The organism is Mesorhizobium sp. B3-1-6, from assembly GCF_006439555.1.
Taxonomy (GTDB): Bacteria; Pseudomonadota; Alphaproteobacteria; order Rhizobiales; family Rhizobiaceae; genus Mesorhizobium.
The window spans coordinates 14,093-33,539 of the sequence record NZ_VFTM01000035.1 but is presented as its reverse complement, the minus strand read 5'-3'; the positions used below and the strand labels follow the sequence as shown (position 1 = coordinate 33,539).

15 protein-coding genes and 1 tRNA gene are annotated in these 19,447 nt (G+C 61.4%); 8 read left to right on the top strand and 8 right to left on the bottom strand.

What is annotated here, in order from left to right:
- Positions 1–359: 359 nt before the first annotated feature.
- Positions 360–1,493, bottom strand: a complete 1,134-nt coding sequence (locus FJ414_RS25900; RefSeq protein WP_140647214.1) for a glycosyltransferase family 4 protein — start codon at positions 1,491–1,493, stop codon at positions 360–362.
- An 8-nt stretch (positions 1,494–1,501) separates the two neighbouring features.
- Positions 1,502–2,479 (bottom strand): hypothetical protein, encoded by a 978-nt coding sequence (locus FJ414_RS25895; RefSeq protein WP_140647213.1) that lies wholly within the window; start codon positions 2,477–2,479, stop codon positions 1,502–1,504.
- A 274-nt stretch (positions 2,480–2,753) separates the two neighbouring features.
- Between FJ414_RS25895 and FJ414_RS25890 the strand changes: the two genes are divergently transcribed.
- The 3 genes from FJ414_RS25890 (at position 2,754) to FJ414_RS25875 (ending at position 7,508) form a co-directional block, all read left to right on the top strand.
- Positions 2,754–3,116, top strand: a complete 363-nt coding sequence (locus FJ414_RS25890) for a hypothetical protein (RefSeq protein WP_140647212.1) — start codon at positions 2,754–2,756, stop codon at positions 3,114–3,116.
- Between the two features lie 705 nt (positions 3,117–3,821).
- Positions 3,822–4,670, top strand: a complete 849-nt coding sequence (locus FJ414_RS25880; protein WP_140647210.1) for a DNA alkylation repair protein — start codon at positions 3,822–3,824, stop codon at positions 4,668–4,670.
- A gap of 615 nt (positions 4,671–5,285) precedes the next feature.
- Positions 5,286–7,508 (top strand): ATP-binding protein, encoded by a 2,223-nt coding sequence (locus FJ414_RS25875; RefSeq protein ID WP_140647209.1) that lies wholly within the window; start codon positions 5,286–5,288, stop codon positions 7,506–7,508.
- Positions 7,509–7,516: 8 nt separating this feature from the next.
- Here the strand turns inward: FJ414_RS25875 and FJ414_RS25870 are convergent, their stop codons facing one another.
- Both FJ414_RS25870 and FJ414_RS25865 read right to left on the bottom strand, forming a co-directional pair.
- Positions 7,517–8,065 carry a TIGR00730 family Rossman fold protein gene (locus FJ414_RS25870; RefSeq protein WP_140647208.1) on the bottom strand — a complete coding sequence of 183 codons (549 nt, stop codon included), beginning with the start codon at positions 8,063–8,065 and terminating at the stop codon, positions 7,517–7,519.
- Between the two features lie 115 nt (positions 8,066–8,180).
- A tRNA-Gly gene (locus tag FJ414_RS25865) sits at positions 8,181–8,255 on the bottom strand.
- A 260-nt stretch (positions 8,256–8,515) separates the two neighbouring features.
- On the opposite strand from FJ414_RS25865, the gene FJ414_RS25860 reads away from it, so the two are divergent.
- The 4 genes from FJ414_RS25860 (at position 8,516) to FJ414_RS25845 (ending at position 11,341) form a co-directional block, all read left to right on the top strand.
- Positions 8,516–9,010, top strand: a complete 495-nt coding sequence (locus tag FJ414_RS25860; RefSeq protein ID WP_140647207.1) for a prolyl-tRNA synthetase associated domain-containing protein — start codon at positions 8,516–8,518, stop codon at positions 9,008–9,010.
- 121 nt (positions 9,011–9,131) lie between these two features.
- Complete coding sequence (gene trxA, locus FJ414_RS25855) at positions 9,132–10,124, top strand: thioredoxin (RefSeq protein ID WP_140647247.1); 993 nt, start codon at positions 9,132–9,134, stop codon at positions 10,122–10,124.
- 276 nt (positions 10,125–10,400) lie between these two features.
- Positions 10,401–11,072, top strand: a complete 672-nt coding sequence (locus FJ414_RS25850) for an LON peptidase substrate-binding domain-containing protein (protein WP_140647206.1) — start codon at positions 10,401–10,403, stop codon at positions 11,070–11,072.
- A gap of 23 nt (positions 11,073–11,095) precedes the next feature.
- Positions 11,096–11,341 carry a Trm112 family protein gene (locus FJ414_RS25845; protein WP_140647205.1) on the top strand — a complete coding sequence of 82 codons (246 nt, stop codon included), beginning with the start codon at positions 11,096–11,098 and terminating at the stop codon, positions 11,339–11,341.
- Between the two features lie 69 nt (positions 11,342–11,410).
- Here the strand turns inward: FJ414_RS25845 and FJ414_RS25840 are convergent, their stop codons facing one another.
- The 3 genes from FJ414_RS25840 to FJ414_RS31920 are packed head-to-tail and all read right to left on the bottom strand — an operon-like array spanning position 11,411 to position 17,182.
- Positions 11,411–14,749 (bottom strand): error-prone DNA polymerase, encoded by a 3,339-nt coding sequence (locus FJ414_RS25840; RefSeq protein WP_140647204.1) that lies wholly within the window; start codon positions 14,747–14,749, stop codon positions 11,411–11,413.
- Entirely contained in the window at positions 14,746–16,233 is a 1,488-nt protein-coding gene (locus FJ414_RS25835; protein WP_140647203.1) for a DUF6504 family protein, read from the bottom strand. The genes FJ414_RS25840 and FJ414_RS25835 overlap by 4 nt, the downstream gene beginning before the upstream one ends.
- Positions 16,175–17,182, bottom strand: a complete 1,008-nt coding sequence (locus FJ414_RS31920; RefSeq protein ID WP_140647202.1) for a hypothetical protein — start codon at positions 17,180–17,182, stop codon at positions 16,175–16,177. Before FJ414_RS31920 ends, FJ414_RS25835 begins: the two co-directional genes overlap by 59 nt.
- A 156-nt stretch (positions 17,183–17,338) precedes the next feature.
- Between FJ414_RS31920 and FJ414_RS25820 the strand changes: the two genes are divergently transcribed.
- Entirely contained in the window at positions 17,339–18,271 is a 933-nt protein-coding gene (locus FJ414_RS25820) for an IS1595 family transposase (RefSeq protein ID WP_140647201.1), read from the top strand.
- 181 nt (positions 18,272–18,452) lie between these two features.
- Here FJ414_RS25820 and FJ414_RS25815 read toward each other — a convergent pair whose 3' ends face one another.
- Positions 18,453–19,328, bottom strand: coding sequence for a DUF3800 domain-containing protein (locus FJ414_RS25815; protein ID WP_140647200.1), 876 nt, complete (start codon positions 19,326–19,328; stop codon positions 18,453–18,455).
- Between the last annotated feature and the right edge of the window lie 119 nt (positions 19,329–19,447).

Here is a 19,447-nt window from a genome sequence, read left to right as displayed (position 1 = left end):
CCGCACGGATCCTGTAAGGCTGTGAACCTCATGGCCGTTTTGTTTAGCTATGCCCCAACGTAACGACTTGCGGGAATGGTCCCCGCGAGACTGGCCCGGCCGGATCAATTCCGGCACTTTCGCTCAACATATAGTTGTCGGGCGCCCGGCAAAAGAGGCTCTACAGTCCCTTCGGCATGCGACCCAAGTCTGATGGGTCGCCGATATCTTCGGGGTGGCGAATGCTACTACCCGGGAGAAATATCGCGTGATCCATCTGCTTGATCCATTTTGCGGGAAGTCCGTGACGGAAGGCGCAAAGGCGATCGGTTCAGGCGGCGACGTTTTTCGGGCCATGCGCGGCGCCAAGACGCGCTGCCCTATTCATGCCCACGTTTGCGCGAGATGGATTTGATGATTTTTTTGAGACGAGACGGCCATCTCCGCGCGAGCTTCCTTTCCAGATAAGCGATGCGCCCGCGCAGCGCCGGCAAGCTTTCCCTCTCCAGCCACATCGCGTCAACCTCGCTTGCCAGGCGTTCGAGATAGGGCGCGAACGGACCCACCGCCGGCTCCGGCACACCGGATTCCAGCGCTTTTCGATAAAGGGCTTCCAGCCCGTCGACCGCAATCTGGAGGGTTCGTTCGCGCCGCACCTTTGCCGTCACCTGGGCCGCGTCCTCCGACGAATAGAGAGCAAGCTCCCGGCGCAGCCATGCCTCGTTGATCGGCGTCGCGCCGCTGTAGTAGCGGGGTCCGAAATTCAAGAAGGAGCCGCGGTCGAAGTTCTCCATGGTCACCAGTCCACCGGCCTGGGTCGGCGCCAGCGTCATCACCGCGCAACCGGTCGCCATTGCTTCCAGCGCGGATTTGCCGCTTGCGAAGACGAGATCATATTGCTGCAGCAGCATCTCCGGCCGGGGTTGGCTGTTGCCATAGGCCGCGCCGATCTTGTCGAGTTGGAGACCGAGCGCGGCACAACCGGATTCCAGTTGCGAAAGCTCGATCGCGGGCAGGCCACTGCTCTGGAAGAGCAGCGCCCGGCGCATCTCCCGAGGCGGCGCGCGCACCTCGGAGAAGCGCGTCGTGTTGACAAAGTTCGGCACGCAGGAAACACGCCCGGGATCGAGATCGAACTCGGCGATGGCGCGTCGCACCATCCATTCGCACATCATCACGTAGCAGTGGATGCGCTGGTGCATGGGCGGCTGCTCCACCCATGGTATGGCGCCGTGACAATAGTAGACGGCAGGCGTTGTTTCGAAGCGCGCCATGGCCGCCATGGCCGGCAGATGATGGTGGGCGTGGATCAGGTCCGGGGTCCACGGCACGTCGTCCAGGCGGGATACCACACGCACGCCGCTTGGCCAGAGCAGTTTGGCGACACCGCCGAGACGAGGGCTGAAAACCGTGATTTCGTGGCCGCGCTCGGCCATTTCACGGGCGACCTCGACCGTGACCATCTCCGACCCGTGGAAGTCGACAAGCTCGCGTTGGGTCATCAGGAGCCGCATGCCGGCCCCTATAAGCGGCACGGAGGCACGGCGACGATAAGGCCGGCCCTTGCGGCGTCGTTGAGATAGCCGATCCCGAAGGGCAGGACCGGACCGTCGCCCCTGTCGCCATAGGCCGCGGCCAGCTCCGACTGATCATATTTCGCGAACACCGGAATATCGGCGACAAAGCGTCCGTGCAGCTCGATATGCCATCCCCAGTCGCGCAACAGGCGGTAGGGGATGCCGCTTGGATCCTGCACCAGGACATCGGTCCGTTCCCGCAGAAGACCGCGAAGCCGCTCGAAGGGCGGTTCGTGCAGGAGATAGCTCGCGCTCTTCACAAAGGTCGCCAAGCGGCGCGCGGCCCCGAGGTGACGGCTGAGCGGACTCTCGCGCGCCCAGTGTTCGTCGCGAAGGTCCTGCTGGAAATAGGTGAGGCGGATTGGCGCCGCCCGGTCACCGAACAGGATATGGATCCCCGTGCCGTCGACGGGATCGATCCGGTGCAGCGGCAGCCCGGCATGGGCGATCTGCGCGATCAGGAGCGGCAGGACGCCCCCTATGCTGCTGCTCGTCAGCTGCGATCGCAGGTCCTTGGTGACGAAATAGGAGCAGTCGAGATAGTGCCGCAAGATGTCCACTATGCCGGCCAACGCGAAGTCGTCCGGTCTTTCCGCGAGCGGCCAGGGACCGCATGGTTCGGCGCCAACCAGGATATATTCCCGAGCTTGCGGGAAAAGGTGAAGGGGGAACAGCAGGTCCGGGCCGCCGAAAGGATAGAAAATGGTCTCGACCATGGTCCGGTGCGCCGCAAGGTTATTCTGCGCCCAGTGCCCCGCCGGCTCGGCGAAACGGCGCTTGAAACGTGCGAACAAGCCATGAATCGCTTCAGCAGGCCCCGATCCGGAGGGAGCCCGAACAAAACCCTGCAATAGAGGCGAGAGCGCCTCCGCCAGCCCGTTGCGGGCCTCCAAATCGGCCTGTGAGCAATCAGGCTGGTACACGCGGCACCTGCGCAGCGCACGCCCCCGTGGTGACCGGATCGACAATCGCGGCGCACCGAGTAACCGTTGATGAGAGAGGAAAGGTCATGGGTATGGAGCCTGTTCAGGCCAGATACTGCGGCAAGCGTGCCTGCGTTACGCGACAAGCGCCCCGCCAAGGCCTGCCTTGCCGTTGTTAGCGTATCTCCGGTGCGAGGGGCAATCGCGAAATGATCCACGCAAGCGGGGGCCAGGCGGCGGCCATGAGCGTCCAGCAGCGTATGTCAGCGGCAAAATGAAAAGGGCCGGATCGATCCGGCCCTTTTTCATTGCGCTTGATTTCCTTGAGGAAACTGGAGCGGGTGAAGCGATTCGAACGCTCGACCCCAACCTGCCGAAGTTCTCATTCACCGACCATCGACAAGTTTCGCATGGTTCTGACGCGCAAGAACGAGCAGGATGCCAAAATGGTGAAGCAGATCGGCTGTGCGGTGCCGCCCTTCTCGCCCGCCCAAATCGCAAGCGAGTGCTTGGCGGATTTTCGAAGCCTAAGCTGGACCCGCCGACCACGACAGGGACGAGTAGCCCCGGCCAATCGGAACTTTTGTCTTTAGCTGAAGCTGGTTTGGCGATGGCAGCCCTGACTGCGGATTTTTGAGTCGTCCCTAACACAAAGCCGTGCTGCCAGGAAATCTATGTAGCAAGAACTCTGGCCCCAGCGGTCACTTTTCACTTTGCCGGATGCTTCTACGTCGGGGCCGCTCTAACGCAATTGCAGTGGGGGCCTCCCTGTAAATCAAAGCCTCGTTTCGCATCGTGAAGTGCTGTAGCTGGTCGGCGGAAAGGCGCTCCTTCACCTCACTACCTATGCCGTTGATGCTCACAACGAATGCGAACGCTCGTTGACCCTTCGGCGCTAGGTAGTCAAGGAACCCGTCTTGGCTTTTCAGCCAGACCGTTTTGCCGTCAGAAACCAACCACTTGAGACGGCCCGTGATGTCGTCCTGGGAGTCACCATCCCATGGTTCGTCTGAGCGAAGATACTCCAACGCACGTTTGAGCCTTGAAAGCTCTATCCCAGTTTCGCGTAGCCGTTGAATCAGCCTCGCAATAACCAGATCGCGATACGAGTAAAATCTGACTATGCCGCGCCTCGGTTTTCCAGGACTATGGGAAGGCTGGAGATAGTCCATACGCCTCAAATACTCGATCATAGGTTCGCTAAGACCGGTAATGCCATGCACCTGTCGGGCCGTGAAGCCGTTCAATGCTGACTTGGGGATAGGCATTGGCGTGCGTTTCGATTCCGGAGATTTAAATTGTAAGTATGCTCAAACTTCAATAGAATTACAACGTGAATCACGTGGACACCCTTCTCACGCGAAAAGGCGCGCGCCGCTTAGGTGACGTGCCCGGTGACGTTTTGCGCCTGCTTGAACAGGGTTCCGTCGAGACCGTAAATTTGATGGAGTGGCTGGCCGCTGACATGTCAGCTCTCGCGATTTCAGTCGCCAATAAAGTCTCTTCGACGCGACTGAAGGACGAGCTTCTGCTTGCTGGCGGCGAAATGGCCGGTCTCGGGGTCACAAAGCGGTTGGCGATGGCTGGGCGTGCAATAGCGCGCTCGACCTCTGGGGCAGATGATGCGGATTTCGTCGCGCTTGCCACGCATCGAAGCGACTTGGTGCGGCAGTGGGCTTGCTACGCAGTCAATGATCCATCCGTCCCTCGCTCGGTTAGTGAGCGGCTTTTTCTGACGAAGCAATTCGCTGCAGATTCAAATATGAGCGTTCGCGAGGCCGCTTGGATGGCATTTCGTCCATATCTGCAAATACATCTACCCGAGTGCTTGCGTTTACTTTCAGTCTTGGTCGAGGACGCTAACCCGAACATTCGGCGTTTCGCCGTAGAAGTTACTAGACCGCGAAGCGTATGGGGTATTCACTTGGTCGAGCTGAAGCGTGCGCCGCAAATCGCTTTGCCGATCCTTGAGAGCGTGAAAGAGGACGGGTCTCGATATGTCCAGCTTGCTGCCGGCAATTGGCTGAATGACGCGTCCAAATCACAACCCGCTTGGGTGTCCGAACTATGTGCCCGCTGGAGCGTTGCAGATAGCAAGGCGACAAGAGCAATAGTGAGGCGCGGCATGAGAACGGTGCTTTCGACGGGGCGAAAGCGTGAGGGCGCAGAAGACACCTTTCTGAGCCTTTAGACTAGGAGGATTTGGCCATGCTACGGGCAACTGTTTCTGGCAGTTTTCATCGACATATGTGTGCGATCTATGACGCGGTCGGCAGCCTGCGCGCTGCGGGCGTTGACGTTCTTTCGCCATCAGACCCGCGCGTCGTTGACAACATAGGCGACTTTCTGTTTGTCGCGAGTGATCGCCTCCGTTCGATTAAGCTAGTGCAAGATCGTCATCTCGAGGCGATACGGGCCTCAGACTTTTTGTGGGTGGTATGCCCCGACGGGTATACGGGAGCGTCAACCAGCGGTGAGATCATGGCTGCGGCTGTGCTCGGGGTTCCCGTTTACTCTGAGCATAGCGCTCTCGATGTGACTATTGGACAATATGTGAAGAGGGTGCCGTCAATTAGCGCCCTGACCTCTAGCATTCGCGAAAGGTCGAAGCCTGTCACCACGCAGTCGCACGTCCTTCTCGACCCTACACGGGTTGTCGGTCAGTCAATTGCCGCGCTAGAAAATCTTGGAGATACTTTGAATGGCAAGTCGGGCAACGGTCGAAATGACGCAGAGCGGCAGTTTCAGGTGACGACTAAGCTCCTCCGTGCCGGTTTTGGCCGCAGCCTGGTAAGCTAAGTTCAGCATGACCGAGCAGTACGGATTCTCAGACCTAGAGCAGTTGCGCAGTGAGCTGATCAAGGTAAGTCTCACACACGTAACAACTCTAGAGCGGTACATCACCGATAAACAAGACGGGTTTTGCCACCTTCTTGCTACGTCGCACAAAGACTCCCTAGCAAGTACGTCAACCTGCGTTTCGTCGCTAGTCAAGGCGGGCCGTTGGAAGGAGCTAACCCTTGGACCGACACAGGAAGGGGGGGCGGCTCCGAAAAAGCCACTAAGCCATGAGGCGCGCGCTGCCCAGCTGACAACTTTTACAGCAAGGACAGCTAGTAAGCTGATATCTAAAAATAACAGCGCAAAGCTTGGGGAAAATAACCCCTTCTCTCTGTCTTTCGTGGTCGAAGGGGTCTTGGATTGCATCGACGCTGCTGACCAGTATGAGGGCGCGTCACAACATCTGGAAAAGATAGAAACCAAGATAGCGCCGCTCCTCGCAGGGTACCTATCGGAAGGATATCTGGCAGTCGATTTTGCGGCCCTTTCGCCCGAAAAGCAGCGAGAAAGGCGAAGTAAGCCCGGCGCAATTTCGATTTGGCCGTATCCGCCTTCTGCCTACCTGACACAGCTGGTCTACCGTGTGGTTGAAAGGTGTGGCAAGTCTACACCCGACATTAAACGGTATGTTCAGTCCTGGTCCAGGTCAGAAGTCCTCAAGCAAATCGCGCTTATAACTGCCAAGAGTAGAAGCGCCGATCCCCTGCAGCTGGCATACGCGATTATCTTATCGGTGATCACAATTCCGGATGAGGACACGACTCCCGAGGACAAAGAGATTTTCTCTCACGCCCTGGCACTTTTCTTTCACTCCCAGAAGGAAGACGGAACTTGGCCGGCGAGTAGCCCAATGTTTCACTATGCTGACGTCGGCAGCGCATATAGCTTCGAGTATGAGGTTCTCGCTCAATTGTTAGCTTGTGCGCCATTGAGAGATGAACTTCTACTTTACCTCCCACAGCTCCGGCGGTCCGTCGCCAACCTTAAGAATACACACTACGATTTAAGCCCAAGCAACCCAGGCAAGCAAATCGCTTGGGCGTCGGGTCACCATCCGCAGCTGAGGGGTGCCGAATCATGGTCTACGGCATCCGTATATCAATTTGCATTTGCGTTGGAGCGCCTTGTGGCTGAGGCCATTCGCCGTTCGGTCTTCCGGGAGCTGAAGGTTATTTACCAAGGTTCCCCGAAGGCCTCCAAAAGACCGACGGCCGATGATGACGGCAGCTCCCTCGCCCCGGGCTTTCTGGATGCTGACTTGAACGATCCTGCTGCCGCGAAGCCGCAAAGCCTCATCAAGTCGCTTGCCACCAGATTTGTGTACCCTATAGCGCGAGACGCTGACAGCGTTGGAAAGGGGCGAAAGCTTCCGGGTTCAACGCCGATGTCGGCGATCCTCTATGGGCCACCCGGCACCTCGAAAACAGAGCTGGCTAAGATCGTCTCCACCTATCTGAATTGGCCCTTGCTTTCTGTCGATCCTTCCTACGTCGTTAAGGAGGGAATCGATAACGTCCAACCCATGGCAAACCGACTATTCGACATGCTCTTGGCAGTTGAGCAAATAGTTGTCCTGCTGGATGAATTTGACGAGATGGGTCGCGATAGGGCGGGCAACGATAACATCTTATCTCGGTTCATCACGACCGCGATGCTACCGAAACTTGCAGAGATAAACAAAGAGAGGAAGATCGTATTTCTTCTCGCGACAAACTATTTGACTGGCTTTGACGCGGCTTTCAGGCGAGGTGGTCGATTTGATATGCAGCTGCAAGTGATGCAGCCAAACCTGACTTCGAAGCTTGTTGCAGATACACCAAATGTGTCGGAGGGTTGGGGTAGCACGCTTTCTACCGTCATACGCATGTTTAAAAAGCCCGCCGAAAAGAAAGTTATTAAAGCCAAGATCAACGACTTTACGTTTTTGGAGACCCGGAAAGTCGTCCAGGAGATACAAGGTGCATTAAATGGTGGAGCGGAGGCGATCCGTGTCCAAGCCATCATTGATGCCGCTTGGAAGGTGTGCACGCTCGAAAAGGCCAATGATACGGGCTTCAGGCGGGGTGACCCCGGAGCGCAGCCCGATGTGAGCGGTACCAACGCGGCCCGAGCAGAGAGTGCCAATTCTAGGGAGACCTGGCGCACGACCTGCGAGAAAGAGCGACTTGAGATCAGGCTCCCCAGCTGATCTGAGCGTTAGGTCACGCGGATACGGGATGCAACAGCATCGACTAACTGTGTGGGATTGTCGTTTACTGTAGGAGCTGCCTTGTTTCCTGCCGTGAAGAAGCCCTGTGCCTGTGCCTGGGCAAAAAAAGAGAAAATGCTGTCGTAGTACCCCGACACATTCAACACACCGATTGGTTTATCCATTTCACCAAGCTGGTTCATGGCCCAGAATGAGATAAGCTCATCAATAGTGCCTAGCCCTCCTGGCATCGCAATAAAGGCGTCGGCCAAATCACGCTGCCGATCTTTTCGATCCTGCAAGGTAGGAACCACAACTAATTCACTTAGTGATGGGTGGGCACCCTCTCGTGCATGCAACGCCTTTGGGATGATTCCAATAACTTCGCCACCCTCGGCGAGCGCAGCATCGGCGATCAAGCCCATCAGCCCCGCCGCTGCCCCACCATAGATCAAACCGATCTTCCTCTGAGCCAGAACGCTTCCTAGCTCTGTGGCCGCACGCCTAAATTCCTGGCCTTCTCCAAAATTGTAACCACAAAAGACGGCGATCTTCATAGCAAATTCCTGACTCTGTCGATGTTGTGTGGTCACCCGGTGGACACCAAAGGTCAAGACGCAAATCGGCCACCCGAAGGTGGCCGATTTATTTGCTTGATTTCGTTAAGAAAACTGGAGCGGGTGAAGCGATTCGAACGCTCGACCCCAACCTTGGCAAGGTTGTGCTCTACCCCTGAGCTACACCCGCTCGCGCGGCCTTGGGCCGCAAGCCGGGCCTATATGGCCGAAGAGCGCGGCGATTGCAACAGGGAAATGACGGTCTTTTGGCGGGAAGCCCTCGCGCGGCGAAGTTCGCTTCGAAAGCATCGAAGCGTGTCCAAAACCGGGCAGGTCGCGAGTCCCGGGCAAAGCCGCCGTTCGCCTTGCCTGGAATCGCTGCGGCAGCCTTGCCCCGGGGGCGCCGTTGGCCGTAAACGGCATGAGCCCTGTTCGAACGCGCGAGGACCGATGCCGAAGACCGAAGCCGAGCTCAACGCCTTTCTTGCCGACCTCGGCATTGCCGTCACGACGGTGCGGCACCCGCCGCTGTTCACGGTCGCCGATTCGCAAGGCCTGCGCGGCGAAATCCCCGGCGGCCACACCAAGAACCTGTTCCTCAAGGACAAGAAGGACAATTACTTCCTCGTCACCGTCGGCGAGGACGCCGTGGTCGACCTGAAACAGATCCACCACCTGATCGGCGCCGCCAGCCGGGTGTCCTTCGGCAAGCCGGAAATGCTGATGGAGCTGCTCGGCGTCATCCCCGGCGCGGTCACCGTTTTCGGCCTGATCAACGACACGGAAGGAAAGGTCAAGATCGTGCTCGACCAGGCGTTGATGAGCCACGACGTCATCAACGGCCACCCGCTGACCAATGAGGCGACGACCTCGATCGCCGCCGCCGACCTGATCAGATTCGTCGAGGCAACCGGCCACGATCCTGTTATCCTGAAGGTCTCATGACCTTGAAAGTCCCACTACCTTGAAACTCAGGGGCTGATCGCCACATGGAAGGCGGTTTTTGAAATCCGACAATGACGCGCCGGGCGCCGACGCCCGAGAGCGTGACCGAAAGGGCGAGAATATGAGTGACGACAATCCGTATAGCGGCGCGTTCGGCGGTAATGGCGGCCAGTACGCCCAGATGGTGCAATATGGCGGCGGCGACCGCGCCAAGGTTTCGCTCGGCGACGCACCGGCGGCGGCCGACCTGATCAAGGACACCACGACCGCCACCTTCGCCGCCGACGTCATCCAGGAATCGCGCCGCCAGCCGGTGCTGGTCGACTTCTGGGCGCCATGGTGCGGGCCCTGCAAGCAGCTGACGCCGCAGCTCGAAAAGGCGGTGAAGGACGCCGGCGGCAAGGTCAAGCTGGTCAAGATGAACATCGACGATCATCCCTCGATCGCCGGCCAGCTCGGCATCCAGTCGATCCCCGCCGTCATCGCCTTCAAGGACGGCCAGCCCGTCGACGGCTTCATGGGCGCTGTTCCGGAAAGCCAGATCGCCCAGTTCATCCAGAAGGTCGGCGGCAAGGGCGGCGGCGCGCCGCAGATCGCGGACGCGCTTGCCGCGGCGGCCGAGGCGCGTACGGCCGGCGACGTCCAGACCGCTGCCGACATCTACGATGCGATCCTCGAGCAGGCGCCGGAGACGATCGAGGCGGTCGCGGGCCTGGGCGAGATCCTGTTCGATGCCGGGGATGCGGAAGGCGCCGAAGCCGTGCTGGCGCGGGCGCCCGAGGACAAGAAGGACGCGCCGGCGCTGGCGGCGCTGCGCGCCAAGATGACGCTTGCCGCGGAAGCGGCCGCGCTCGGCAGCCCGGCCGAGTTCGAGCGCCGGCTCGCCGCCGACCCGGCCGACCATCAGGCGCGCTTCGACCTGGCGATGATCCAGAACGCGCGCGGCGAGCGCAACGCGGCCGCCGACAACCTGCTGGCGATCGTCAAGGCCGACCGGACCTGGAACGACGACGGCGCCAGGGCGCAGCTGTTGAAACTGTTCGAGGCCTGGGGAATGACCGACGAGGCGACGCTCGCGGCACGCCGCAAGCTCTCGTCGCTGCTGTTTTCCTAGAGCGGTTCGGCGTTTCACAGAATCGCCGAACCGCTTTAAGTTTGGTTTTGCGCAATTCCGGACGGGAGGCCACGGCGAAGTCGCCGAACCTGACCGCCAGGCACTTTTCGCGGAATTGCCGTGAATTTTTTGCCGGCTGTCGTGGCCGGCAGGCTTGCGCAGCGGGACGTCAGCGCCAGATAAGGGCGGGGCCGGATGCCGATAGAGGCGAGTTTGCCGGTGCGAGAGGAGATTGCAGCTTGATGCGCTTGCCGGCGTTGCTTTGGGAGGGTCGCGGTGCGCGTCGGTAACGCACTCTATCGGCTTGCCAAGGATCTGCCGGCGGCAATCCCGGTGTTCCCGCTTGCCGGGGCGCTGCTTCTGCCGGGCGGCCGCATGCCGCTCAACGTCTTCGAGCCGCGTTACCTGCAGATGATCGACCTGGCGATGGCCGGCTCGCGGCTGATCGGCATGGTCCAGCCCAGCCTTGACGGCGCATTGCGCGATGACGGCGAGCCCGAGCTGTGCAGCGTCGGTTGCGCCGGGCGCATCATCTCGCTCGCCGAGACCGGCGACGGGCGCTACCTGATCTCGCTGCAGGGCGTATGCCGGTTTCGCATCGTGCAGGAGCTCGCGGCAAAGGCGCCGTTCCGGCAGTGCAAGATCAGGCCGTTTTTGGCCGACCTCGAGGAAGACCCGGCCGGCGCCGAGGTCGACCGGCCGGCGCTGCTCAAGGCGTTTCGCGCCTATCTGCAAGCCAACGACCTCGAGGCCGACTGGGAAAGCGTCAGCCGCGCCGAAAACGGCATGCTGGTCAACGCGCTGTCGATGATGGCGCCCTATGGACCGGCCGAGAAACAGGCGCTGCTGGAAGCTCCGGACCTGAAGACGCGCGCCGAGACGCTGATCGCCATCACCGAAATAACGCTGGCGCGCGAGGATGATGAATTTGGGCCAAGCCTGCAATAGGTTGCCGGTACGGGAATGGGTTCATGGCTGACGGACGTGACGGACGGAAGGCCGAGGTCGACCCGAAGCTGCTGGAGCTGCTGGCCTGCCCGCTGACCAAGGGGCCGCTGACCTGGGACCCCGAGCGCAGCGAGCTGGTCTCGCGCGTGGCGAAGCTCGCCTATCCGGTGCGCGACGGTATCCCGATCATGCTGCCTTCGGAGGCGCGCACGATCTCGGCCGAGGACATGCTGGCGCCGCGGACGCCGCGGCTCGGCGGGCCGTCATGAGTGGGCTTGCGCAGGCGGCGATTGCGTTTCTTGCCTCTGCTGCGTTCCCTTTTGTGCTGGAAATCGCTGCTACTGAAAATTCCGCCCCTTCGGCATGACCTGGCGTGCCGTGCCCGACAGCGTGGCGATATCCTGGCGGACCGGCAGGCCGCGGCTTGCGGCGGACTCTGATCCAGCCGGCCGTTCGGCGGGATTATGCTCGATGACCGGGCGGTTGGCGGACTCCAGCAACACGCTCAGCCAGGAGGTCAGATCCTCGATCCGGTCGGCGACGATGTGGATGACGTCCGATTCATGCTGCAGCTTGCCGGTGACGCGGATGAAGCGGGCGCCCATGACGACGGAGCGGAAGCGGTCGAAGACGCGTGGCCAGATGATGACGTTGGCGATCGATTTTTCGTCTTCCAGCGTGAGGAAGATCGCATTGCCCTTGCCTGGGCGCTGGCGCACCAGCACCAGTCCGGCGACGGAGACGCGGCGGCCGTCGCGCACCGACGGCAGGCGGGCATTGGCGGTGACGCCGGCGCGATCCAGCCTTTCGCGCAGGAAGGCGACGGGATGCTCCTTCAGCGACAGGCCGAGCGAGCGGTAGTCGTGCACGACATGCTCGCCGAGCGGCATCTTCGGCAGTTTCGTTTCCGGCTCCAGCTCGCGCAGGCCGAGAGCGGGCCGGTCGAACAGCGGCAGTTTCTCGGCTGCGCTCTTGCCGTCGAGCGCCCGCACCTCCCAGAGCGCGGCACGGCGGTCGAGGCCGATCGAGCGGAACGCATCAGCCTGCGCCAATCTCTCGATCTCGCCGACATCGAGGCCCGAGCGCAACCAGACATCCCTGACCGACCGATAGCCATCGCCGCGCTGGGCAACGACTATATCCATGCGCTCTTCGGACAGGCCCTTGATCTGGCGGAAGCCGAGGCGGACGGCATGCGCCGTCTTGATGACGCCGCGCATCGAGGCGTGGCGCTCGAGGATGCGGGACGGATCGAAGGCGGTGGCCTCCAGCGTGCAGTCCCAGACGGAATGGTTGATGTCGACCTCGCGCACCTCGACGCCATGGTCGCGCGCGTCGCGCACGAGCTGCGCCGGCTGGTAGAAACCCATCGGTTGCGCGTTGAGGATGGCGGCGCAGAACACATCGGGAAAGAAGGTCTTGAACCAGCAGGAGGCATAGACCAGCAACGCGAAGGAGGCGGCGTGGCTTTCGGGAAAGCCATATTCGCCAAAGCCTTCGATCTGCTTGAAGCAGCGCTCGGCAAACTCCCTGGGATAGCCTTTCTCGACCATCCCTTCGACCATCCGCGTCTCATAGTTGCCTATCGTGCCGGTTCGCTTGAAGGTCGCCATGGCGCGGCGCAGTTCGTCGGCTTCGCCCGGCCGGAAGCCGCCGGCGACAATGGCGATCTTCATCGCCTGCTCCTGAAACAAAGGCACGCCGAGCGTCTTGCCAAGGATCTCTTCCAGCTCAGGCTTGGGGTATTCGGCTTTCTCCTTGCCCTGTCGTCTACGCAGATAGGGATGAACCATGTCGCCCTGGATCGGGCCGGGGCGCACGATCGCCACCTCGATGACGAGGTCGTAGAAGTTCTTTGGCTTGAGGCGCGGCAGCATCGACATCTGCGCGCGCGACTCGATCTGGAAGACGCCGAGCGTGTCGGCTCTTTGGATCATGGCGTAAACGCGTCTGTCCTCTTCCGGAAGTGTGGCGAGCACATAGGGCTGTCCAAACGGATCCCGGGCTCGCGGATAATGATCGGTGAGCAAGGTGAAGGCGCGCTTCAGGCAGGTCAGCATGCCGAGCGCCAGCACGTCCACCTTGAGGATCTTCACCGCGTCGAGGTCGTCCTTGTCCCACTCAACCATCTTGCGCTCCTCCATCGCCGTCTTGACGATGGGCACGACCTCGTCGAGCCGGTCGCGGGTGATGACGAAGCCGCCGACATGCTGGGAAAGATGGCGGGGAAAGCCCATGATCTCGTTGGCGCGTTCCAGCACCTGCCTGGACAGCGGATCGGCGCGGTCGAGGCCGCCGGCATTGGCTTCTTTTTCGCCGAGCTCCGAGGTCGACCAGCCCCAGATGGTGCTGGACAGCGCGCTGCGCACATCTTCCGACAGGCCCATGGCCTTGGCCACCTCGCGCAAGGCGGAGCGGCCGCGATAGCTGATGACGGCGGCGGCCAAGGCGGTGCGCTTGGTGCTGTATTTCGTATAGATGTACTGAATGACCTCTTCACGCCGCTCATGCTCGAAATCGACGTCGATGTCGGGCGGCTCGTTGCGCTCTTCCGAGATGAAGCGCTCGAACAAGGTGTCGATGCGTTCCGGGCCGACCTCGGTGATGCCGATGCAGAAGCAGATGATCGAATTGGCGGCCGAACCTCGGCCCTGGCAGAGGATGTCCTGGCTGCGGGCGAATTTGACGATGTCGTGGACGGTGAGGAAATAGCGCGCGTAGTTCAGGCGCTCGATCAAAGCGAGTTCGCTGTCGATGCGTTTCAGCACATAATCGGGAACGCCGGCCGGATAGCGCCTGACCGCCCCTTCCCGCGCCAAGCGTTCGAGCTCGGCCTGCGGTCCAAGCCCGGATTCGGTCGGCTCGTCCGGATAATTGTATTCGAGGTCGCTGAGCGAGAAGGTGAGCTCGTCGGCGAAGCGCAGCGTCTCCGCCAGCGCCTGCGGGTGGCGGCGGAAAAGCCGCGCCATCTCCAGCGGCGGTTTCAGGTGGCGCTCGGCATTGGCCGTCAGCTCCAGCCCGACCTCGGAAACCGGCGTGTTGAGGCGGATCGCGGTGAGCACGTCCTGCAGCGGGCGGCGGTCGGCGGCGTGATAGAGCACGTCGTTGGTCGCCATCAGCGGGACGCGGGCGTGCTCGGCCATCGACACCGCCTGCTCGATGCGGAAACGATCGTTGCCGGCATAATCCGGCGCCACGGCAAGACGGAGCGCCGCGCCGAAGTGATCCTTAAGCCGGCTAATAAATGACAAGCTGTCCTCGGCGCCTGCCGACAGATCGGACAGGATCGCCAGCGACATCCGATCGCCCCATTCGAGCAGGTCGCTCAACTGGAGCAGCGTCGCGCCCTTCTCGTTCTCGTCGCGCAGATTGGCCTGGGTCAGCATGCGGCAGAGATGGCCCCAGCCCTGGCGGTCGCGGGGATAGGCGAGGATATCCGGCGTGCCGTCACCGAAAACCAGGCGGCAGCCGGGGTGATAGGCCATCTTCTCCACCCTGGCCTGCTGCCAGGCGCGCACGACGCCGGCGACCGTGTTCCTGTCGGCAAGCCCGATCGACGAAAAACCGTAGAACTTCGCGGTCACCACCAGTTCCTCGGGTTTCGAAGCGCCGCGCAGGAAGGAGAAATTCGAACTTATGCCGAACTCGGCATAGGGGATGACTGTCAGCGCGTTCATGCGAACACCCCATGCATGAACCAGCGCGGCGGCGCGGCCTGCGCGGCGCTGCTGTAGAGGCCCTGGCGGTAGAGCCAGTAGCGACGTCCCTCGCTGTCCTCGATGCGGTAATAATCGCGGGTCGGCGCCTCCTCCTCACCGGGCAATTGCCGCCACCATTCGGCGGCGATGCGCTCCGGCCCCTCGGCGCGGGCGACGCGGTAGAGCGCGCGCCGCCAGCGGAAATTCATCGGCGGACCTTCCGGTATCTCGGTCGCCGGCACCTCGATCGGCTCGGGCGAGCGGAACAGGCGCACCGGCCGCTCCGGCGGATAGACGGTCATCGGCGGCGCCGTTCGGGGGGGTGCTGCCCGGCCGGCCGGAGCGCGTCTTTGCGGCGCTTCGGCGAAAGGCACGGTTTTGACAGCGCGTTCCGGCAGATGGCTTTCGACGGCCACCGGCTTCAGCATGGCGGTCTCGCCGAGACGGGCGCGGACGCGGTCGGCGAAGAGCGCGATGTCGGCGTCATCGTCGTTCGTCTTGCCGGTGAGGTCGCCCTGAGCCAAGTCGAAGGCCGCGACCGACAGCACGGACAACCGCACGAGGTCGAAGCCGAAGCCGGCGTCGATGGTCTGCTCCAAGGCGGTGAGCCGCTCATGGAACAGTCTTTGGATCAGCCGCGGCTCGCGCATCGGGCGCGAGGTGCCGACGGCGATGCGGCTGACGGCGCCGTCGACGCGGAAGAGAAGCAGCGCCAGCGTGCGCGCGCCCTCGCCGCGGCGTTCGAGGTCGCTCTTCAAGGCGATCGCCAGCCGGCTCACCAGCCGCTCGATGTCGTCGGTGAGCACGACCGGCTCGGCAAGGTGGCGCTCGACCGAGAGCGGCGCGACGGGAAGGCGCGGCGACACGGCCTCGTCGAGGCGGCCGAGCGCCTGATCGAGGCGCAGAAGCAAGGTGGCGCCGAAGCGGCGGGCGAGCGGCGCGCGGGGCGCGGCCATCACCGCGCCGGCGGTGCGCAGGCCCACACTTTCCAAGCCGACGCGGGTCTCCGGCGCGATGCGCAGCGCCGACAGTGGCAATGGCGCCAGGAGCGCCTCCTCCTCGCCGCCGGCGATGATGCGGTCGCCATGGAAGCGCGCCGCCGCCCAGGCGGCGCCCGGCGTCGAGGCGAGGCCGGCGCGGACATCGAAACCCTGCTGGAAGAAGCGGGTGAGGATCTCGTCCTGCATGGCGCGCTCGCCGCCGAAGAGATGCGTGCAGCCGGTGACGTCGAGGAACAGCCCGTCCTCGCCGTCGATCGCCACCAGCGGCGTGTAGCGGTCGCACCAGTCGGCAAGGCCTTCGAGCAGCCGGCGGTCGGCTTCCGCATCGGCCTCGACCACATCGATCGAGGGATGCATGGCGCGCGCATCGGCGATGCCCATGCCGCGCTTCAATCTGAGCGCCTCAGCCCGCTCGTCGAGGGCCGCGATGCGCTGGGTGTTGTTGTCGCGATGGCTGATCACAAGCGGCGGGTGAGGTGACGGCAGGTGATGCGGGGGCCGGGAACGCCAGGACCGCCCCAGGCGCTGGCGCAGGATCCGCTCCGCGGCCAGATGCGGGAACCACAGCGACAGAATTCTCTGTTCTTTCTGCAAAAGCGTGCTCATTTGGGTTCCACTCCAGTGTGAATTGTCCGGGCAGGGCCGTGCGGCTCTTGCCGATATCGAGTTTGAAGGCGGGGCGGCCGATCGAGCCGGCGAGCGGCCCGGCGACGGTTTCGCGGCTTGCCGCCGCCGCCGCCGAGACGATGAGGCGCACCGGGGCGGCAGTGGGGTCGGCCTCGCCGGCCTGGCGCAGCAAAAGCAGCGGCCGGCCGGCATTCTGGGCGCGGGCGTGCAGCCGGCGCGTGGCGGTGAGGTCGAGCCGCTGCGGACTGCCGCGGATCTCGAGGATGACCGCGGCAAAGGCCGTCATGCGGGCGGCCTCCTCGGCGATCCACAGTGCGTCGAGCAGTTTTGGCGCCTCGGAAAACAGCAATTGCTCCGGCTCGATGCCGAACAGGGCGTGAAGGCCCCTGGCATAGGGAAAGCCGGCCTCGTGGAAAATTTCCGCCGTGCCGACCCAGAGGATCGGCAGCCCCTGCTTCTCTCTGAGGACCAGGCTTACGAGCGACAGCGCGAAGCCGGCAACGGCGCCGGCATCGCGGGTCTCCAGGCCATGGATTTCGCTGAGCGCCGCCTTGGGCAGGCCGCCGCCGAGGGCGGCGTCGAGGCGACCGATGCCGGTATGCAGGAAGGCGTCCGCCGAAGCCACGGCGAGCCCACGCCGGACGATCGTCCTGTCCGATCGAGTGGCGTCCACGATACTACCGGCCGCCGACGCTTCCAGGCGCTCGGGCAGCGTTCCCTCGATCTTCGCGATCTGGCGGCGCAGGGCAAAAACAGTGTCCCGCGCCACGGCGCTCATCGCCATGACGTTCACTTCCGGCAGCAATTGTTCCTGTTATGTTCCTATAGATTCCAGAGGCGGCCGGAAGAGTCAAGCAGAGTCACAAGGAATTTATTCCTTATATTATACTTGACGTACCCAAAAATCCGGAATAGGTTTATCCTATAAGGAGTTAGACCGATGTCCGTTCTTTCAGACCGCCATTTCCACGACGAGGCCGAAGCCTACAAGGTCGTTGAGGCCAGGATTTGGCCGAATGGTCCCGTTTGCCCGCATTGCGGCGGCTTCGAGCGTATCTCGAAGATGGAAGGCAAAAGCACCCGGATTGGCACCTACAAGTGCTACCAGTGCCGCAAGCCCTTTACGGTCAAGGTCGGCACCATCTTCGAAGCCAGCCATGTTCCGCTGCATTTCTGGTTGCAGGCGATCTTCCTCATCGCCTCGTCCAAGAAGGGCATTTCGAGCAACCAACTGCACCGCACACTTGGCGTGACCCTGAAAACCGCTTGGTTCATGTCGCATCGCATTCGTGAGGCTATGCGCGACGGCAACCTTGGCCCGCTTGGGGGCAACGGTCTGATTGTCGAGGCCGACGAGACCTATTGGGGCAAGAAGGCCAATCCAGAGCCGTCTAAGAATCGTCGTGGCCGCCCCTACATCAAGAAGGGCAAGGCGGCTGAGAAGCGCGCTATCCTTGGCCTTGTCGAGCGCGGCGGCATCGTGCGCACCTTCCACGTTGCGCAGGCAACCAAGGTCAACGTCTCCGAGCTGGTGGCGGCAAACATCACCCATGAAAGCGTCCTGATGACCGACGAGAGCAATCTTTATCCGACCGTTGGCGCGACCTGGACCGTCAAGCATTCGGCTGGCGAGTATGTGCGCGGCGGCGCTCACACCAACACCATCGAAAGCTATTTCAGCGTGTTCAAGCGCGGCATGAAGGGCACCTACCAGCATTGCGCTGAAAAGCACCTTCACCGCTACCTTGCGGAATTCGACTTCCGCCACAATCAGCGCGTAGCCCTTGGCGTGAACGACGAGGCGCGCGCCGGCCGCATCCTTGACGGTGTGGTTGGCAAGCGGCTCACCTACGAAACGACTAGTGCAAGGTGAGGCACCCTATGGCGTCTGGCGACCGTCCAAATACCGCCCGAAAGCCGCCCGGGAAAAAGGCCGGAAAGCTTAGTCAGAAAGAGCAATCCGAGCGGTTCAAACAAACCGCTAGGGAGCTTGAGGCAGATGAGAGCGGAGAAGCGTTCGAACGGGCATTCCGAAAGGTATTGCCACCTAAATCTCAGGAACGTTGAGCGGGTGATGCGGTCTCCCATTCGTGTTCGGCATAGATTGCGTTGGCGACGGCCCCCTCTTTAATGCTGTCCAAAACAGCGCGGAAACCTATCGCATCAACGAAACGATCAATACCCGGAAGACCGGCAAGGTAGCGTCTAGCAACAAAAGCGCAGGTATCAGCTAGTTGCAGAAGCGGTTCCTCATCCTTCTTGGCCACGTTGACCGACGCAATGGATAGAACGGGCGGTTGATTTATAAAATCAATGCCCTTTGCAAGCGACTTCGGTGAATGTTTCAGCACAGTGTCGATTTCAGTTCCGGCTTCATGGATTATCATTGCCACTTCATCCGGCGCGCCGAAGCGCAACCAGCGATCAGCCGCAAATACACTGCCATGAAACGCGACATACACCTGTAGAGAGACGCGGTCAGTTGGCTCTAGGTTTGCTAGCACTCCTGGATCCATCCCAGCTAGCGAGAGCCTCTTGTTTAAATCGTCTAAGCGTCGGCAAACGCCAATTGCTATCGGGATTTTCAGTTCGGCTGGGATGCGACATAGCTTTTCTAGAGTAGCCCATGACCGAACTGGTTTTTGATCTCGGTTCCACTGCTCGCCATATGCCTTCCCAGAGAACAAATCTGTCGCGTGGAAAACAAAGCTATCTCTGATGGCGATTGGGACGTCCCTTTTGATTTTGAGAAGCCGTTCGGCCAAAGGTCGCCACTGTGAATCGCCATGTACGATCGCGGAGGCAACAACGGTCACATTCTCTTTTGCCGAAGAGCCTGACTCGTCCGAGTAGATAAATCGGGTCAACTGCGAACCTATCAACGGGTGACCGCTGATGCTGGTCGGCCCTGATTTCAAGGGGATGATCATGGATCATACCCCTTGGGTACGCGAAGTACAATATGCGGAATTTATTCCTTCGAGCTTTTACCCTGAAAGCGAACGCCCAGCCGGCTCATTTGCCTCAATCGGCGCGAAAGCCTATATGC

Excerpts from the sequence above, each read along its gene's own strand:
- FJ414_RS25900 (WP_140647214.1), bottom strand. The coding sequence starts at position 1,493 with ATGCGGCTCCTGATGACCCAACGCGAGCTTGTCGACTTCCACGGGTCG.
- FJ414_RS25890 (WP_140647212.1), top strand. The coding sequence starts at position 2,754 with ATGAAAAGGGCCGGATCGATCCGGCCCTTTTTCATTGCGCTTGATTTC.
- FJ414_RS25875 (WP_140647209.1), top strand. The coding sequence starts at position 5,286 with ATGACCGAGCAGTACGGATTCTCAGACCTAGAGCAGTTGCGCAGTGAG.
- FJ414_RS25870 (WP_140647208.1), bottom strand. The coding sequence starts at position 8,065 with ATGAAGATCGCCGTCTTTTGTGGTTACAATTTTGGAGAAGGCCAGGAA.
- FJ414_RS25860 (WP_140647207.1), top strand. The coding sequence starts at position 8,516 with ATGCCGAAGACCGAAGCCGAGCTCAACGCCTTTCTTGCCGACCTCGGC.
- trxA (WP_140647247.1), top strand. The coding sequence starts at position 9,132 with ATGAGTGACGACAATCCGTATAGCGGCGCGTTCGGCGGTAATGGCGGC.
- FJ414_RS25845 (WP_140647205.1), top strand. The coding sequence starts at position 11,096 with ATGGCTGACGGACGTGACGGACGGAAGGCCGAGGTCGACCCGAAGCTG.
- FJ414_RS25840 (WP_140647204.1), bottom strand. The coding sequence starts at position 14,749 with ATGAACGCGCTGACAGTCATCCCCTATGCCGAGTTCGGCATAAGTTCG.
- FJ414_RS31920 (WP_140647202.1), bottom strand. The coding sequence starts at position 17,182 with ATGGCGATGAGCGCCGTGGCGCGGGACACTGTTTTTGCCCTGCGCCGC.
- FJ414_RS25820 (WP_140647201.1), top strand. The coding sequence starts at position 17,339 with ATGTCCGTTCTTTCAGACCGCCATTTCCACGACGAGGCCGAAGCCTAC.
- FJ414_RS25815 (WP_140647200.1), bottom strand. The coding sequence starts at position 19,328 with ATGATCATCCCCTTGAAATCAGGGCCGACCAGCATCAGCGGTCACCCG.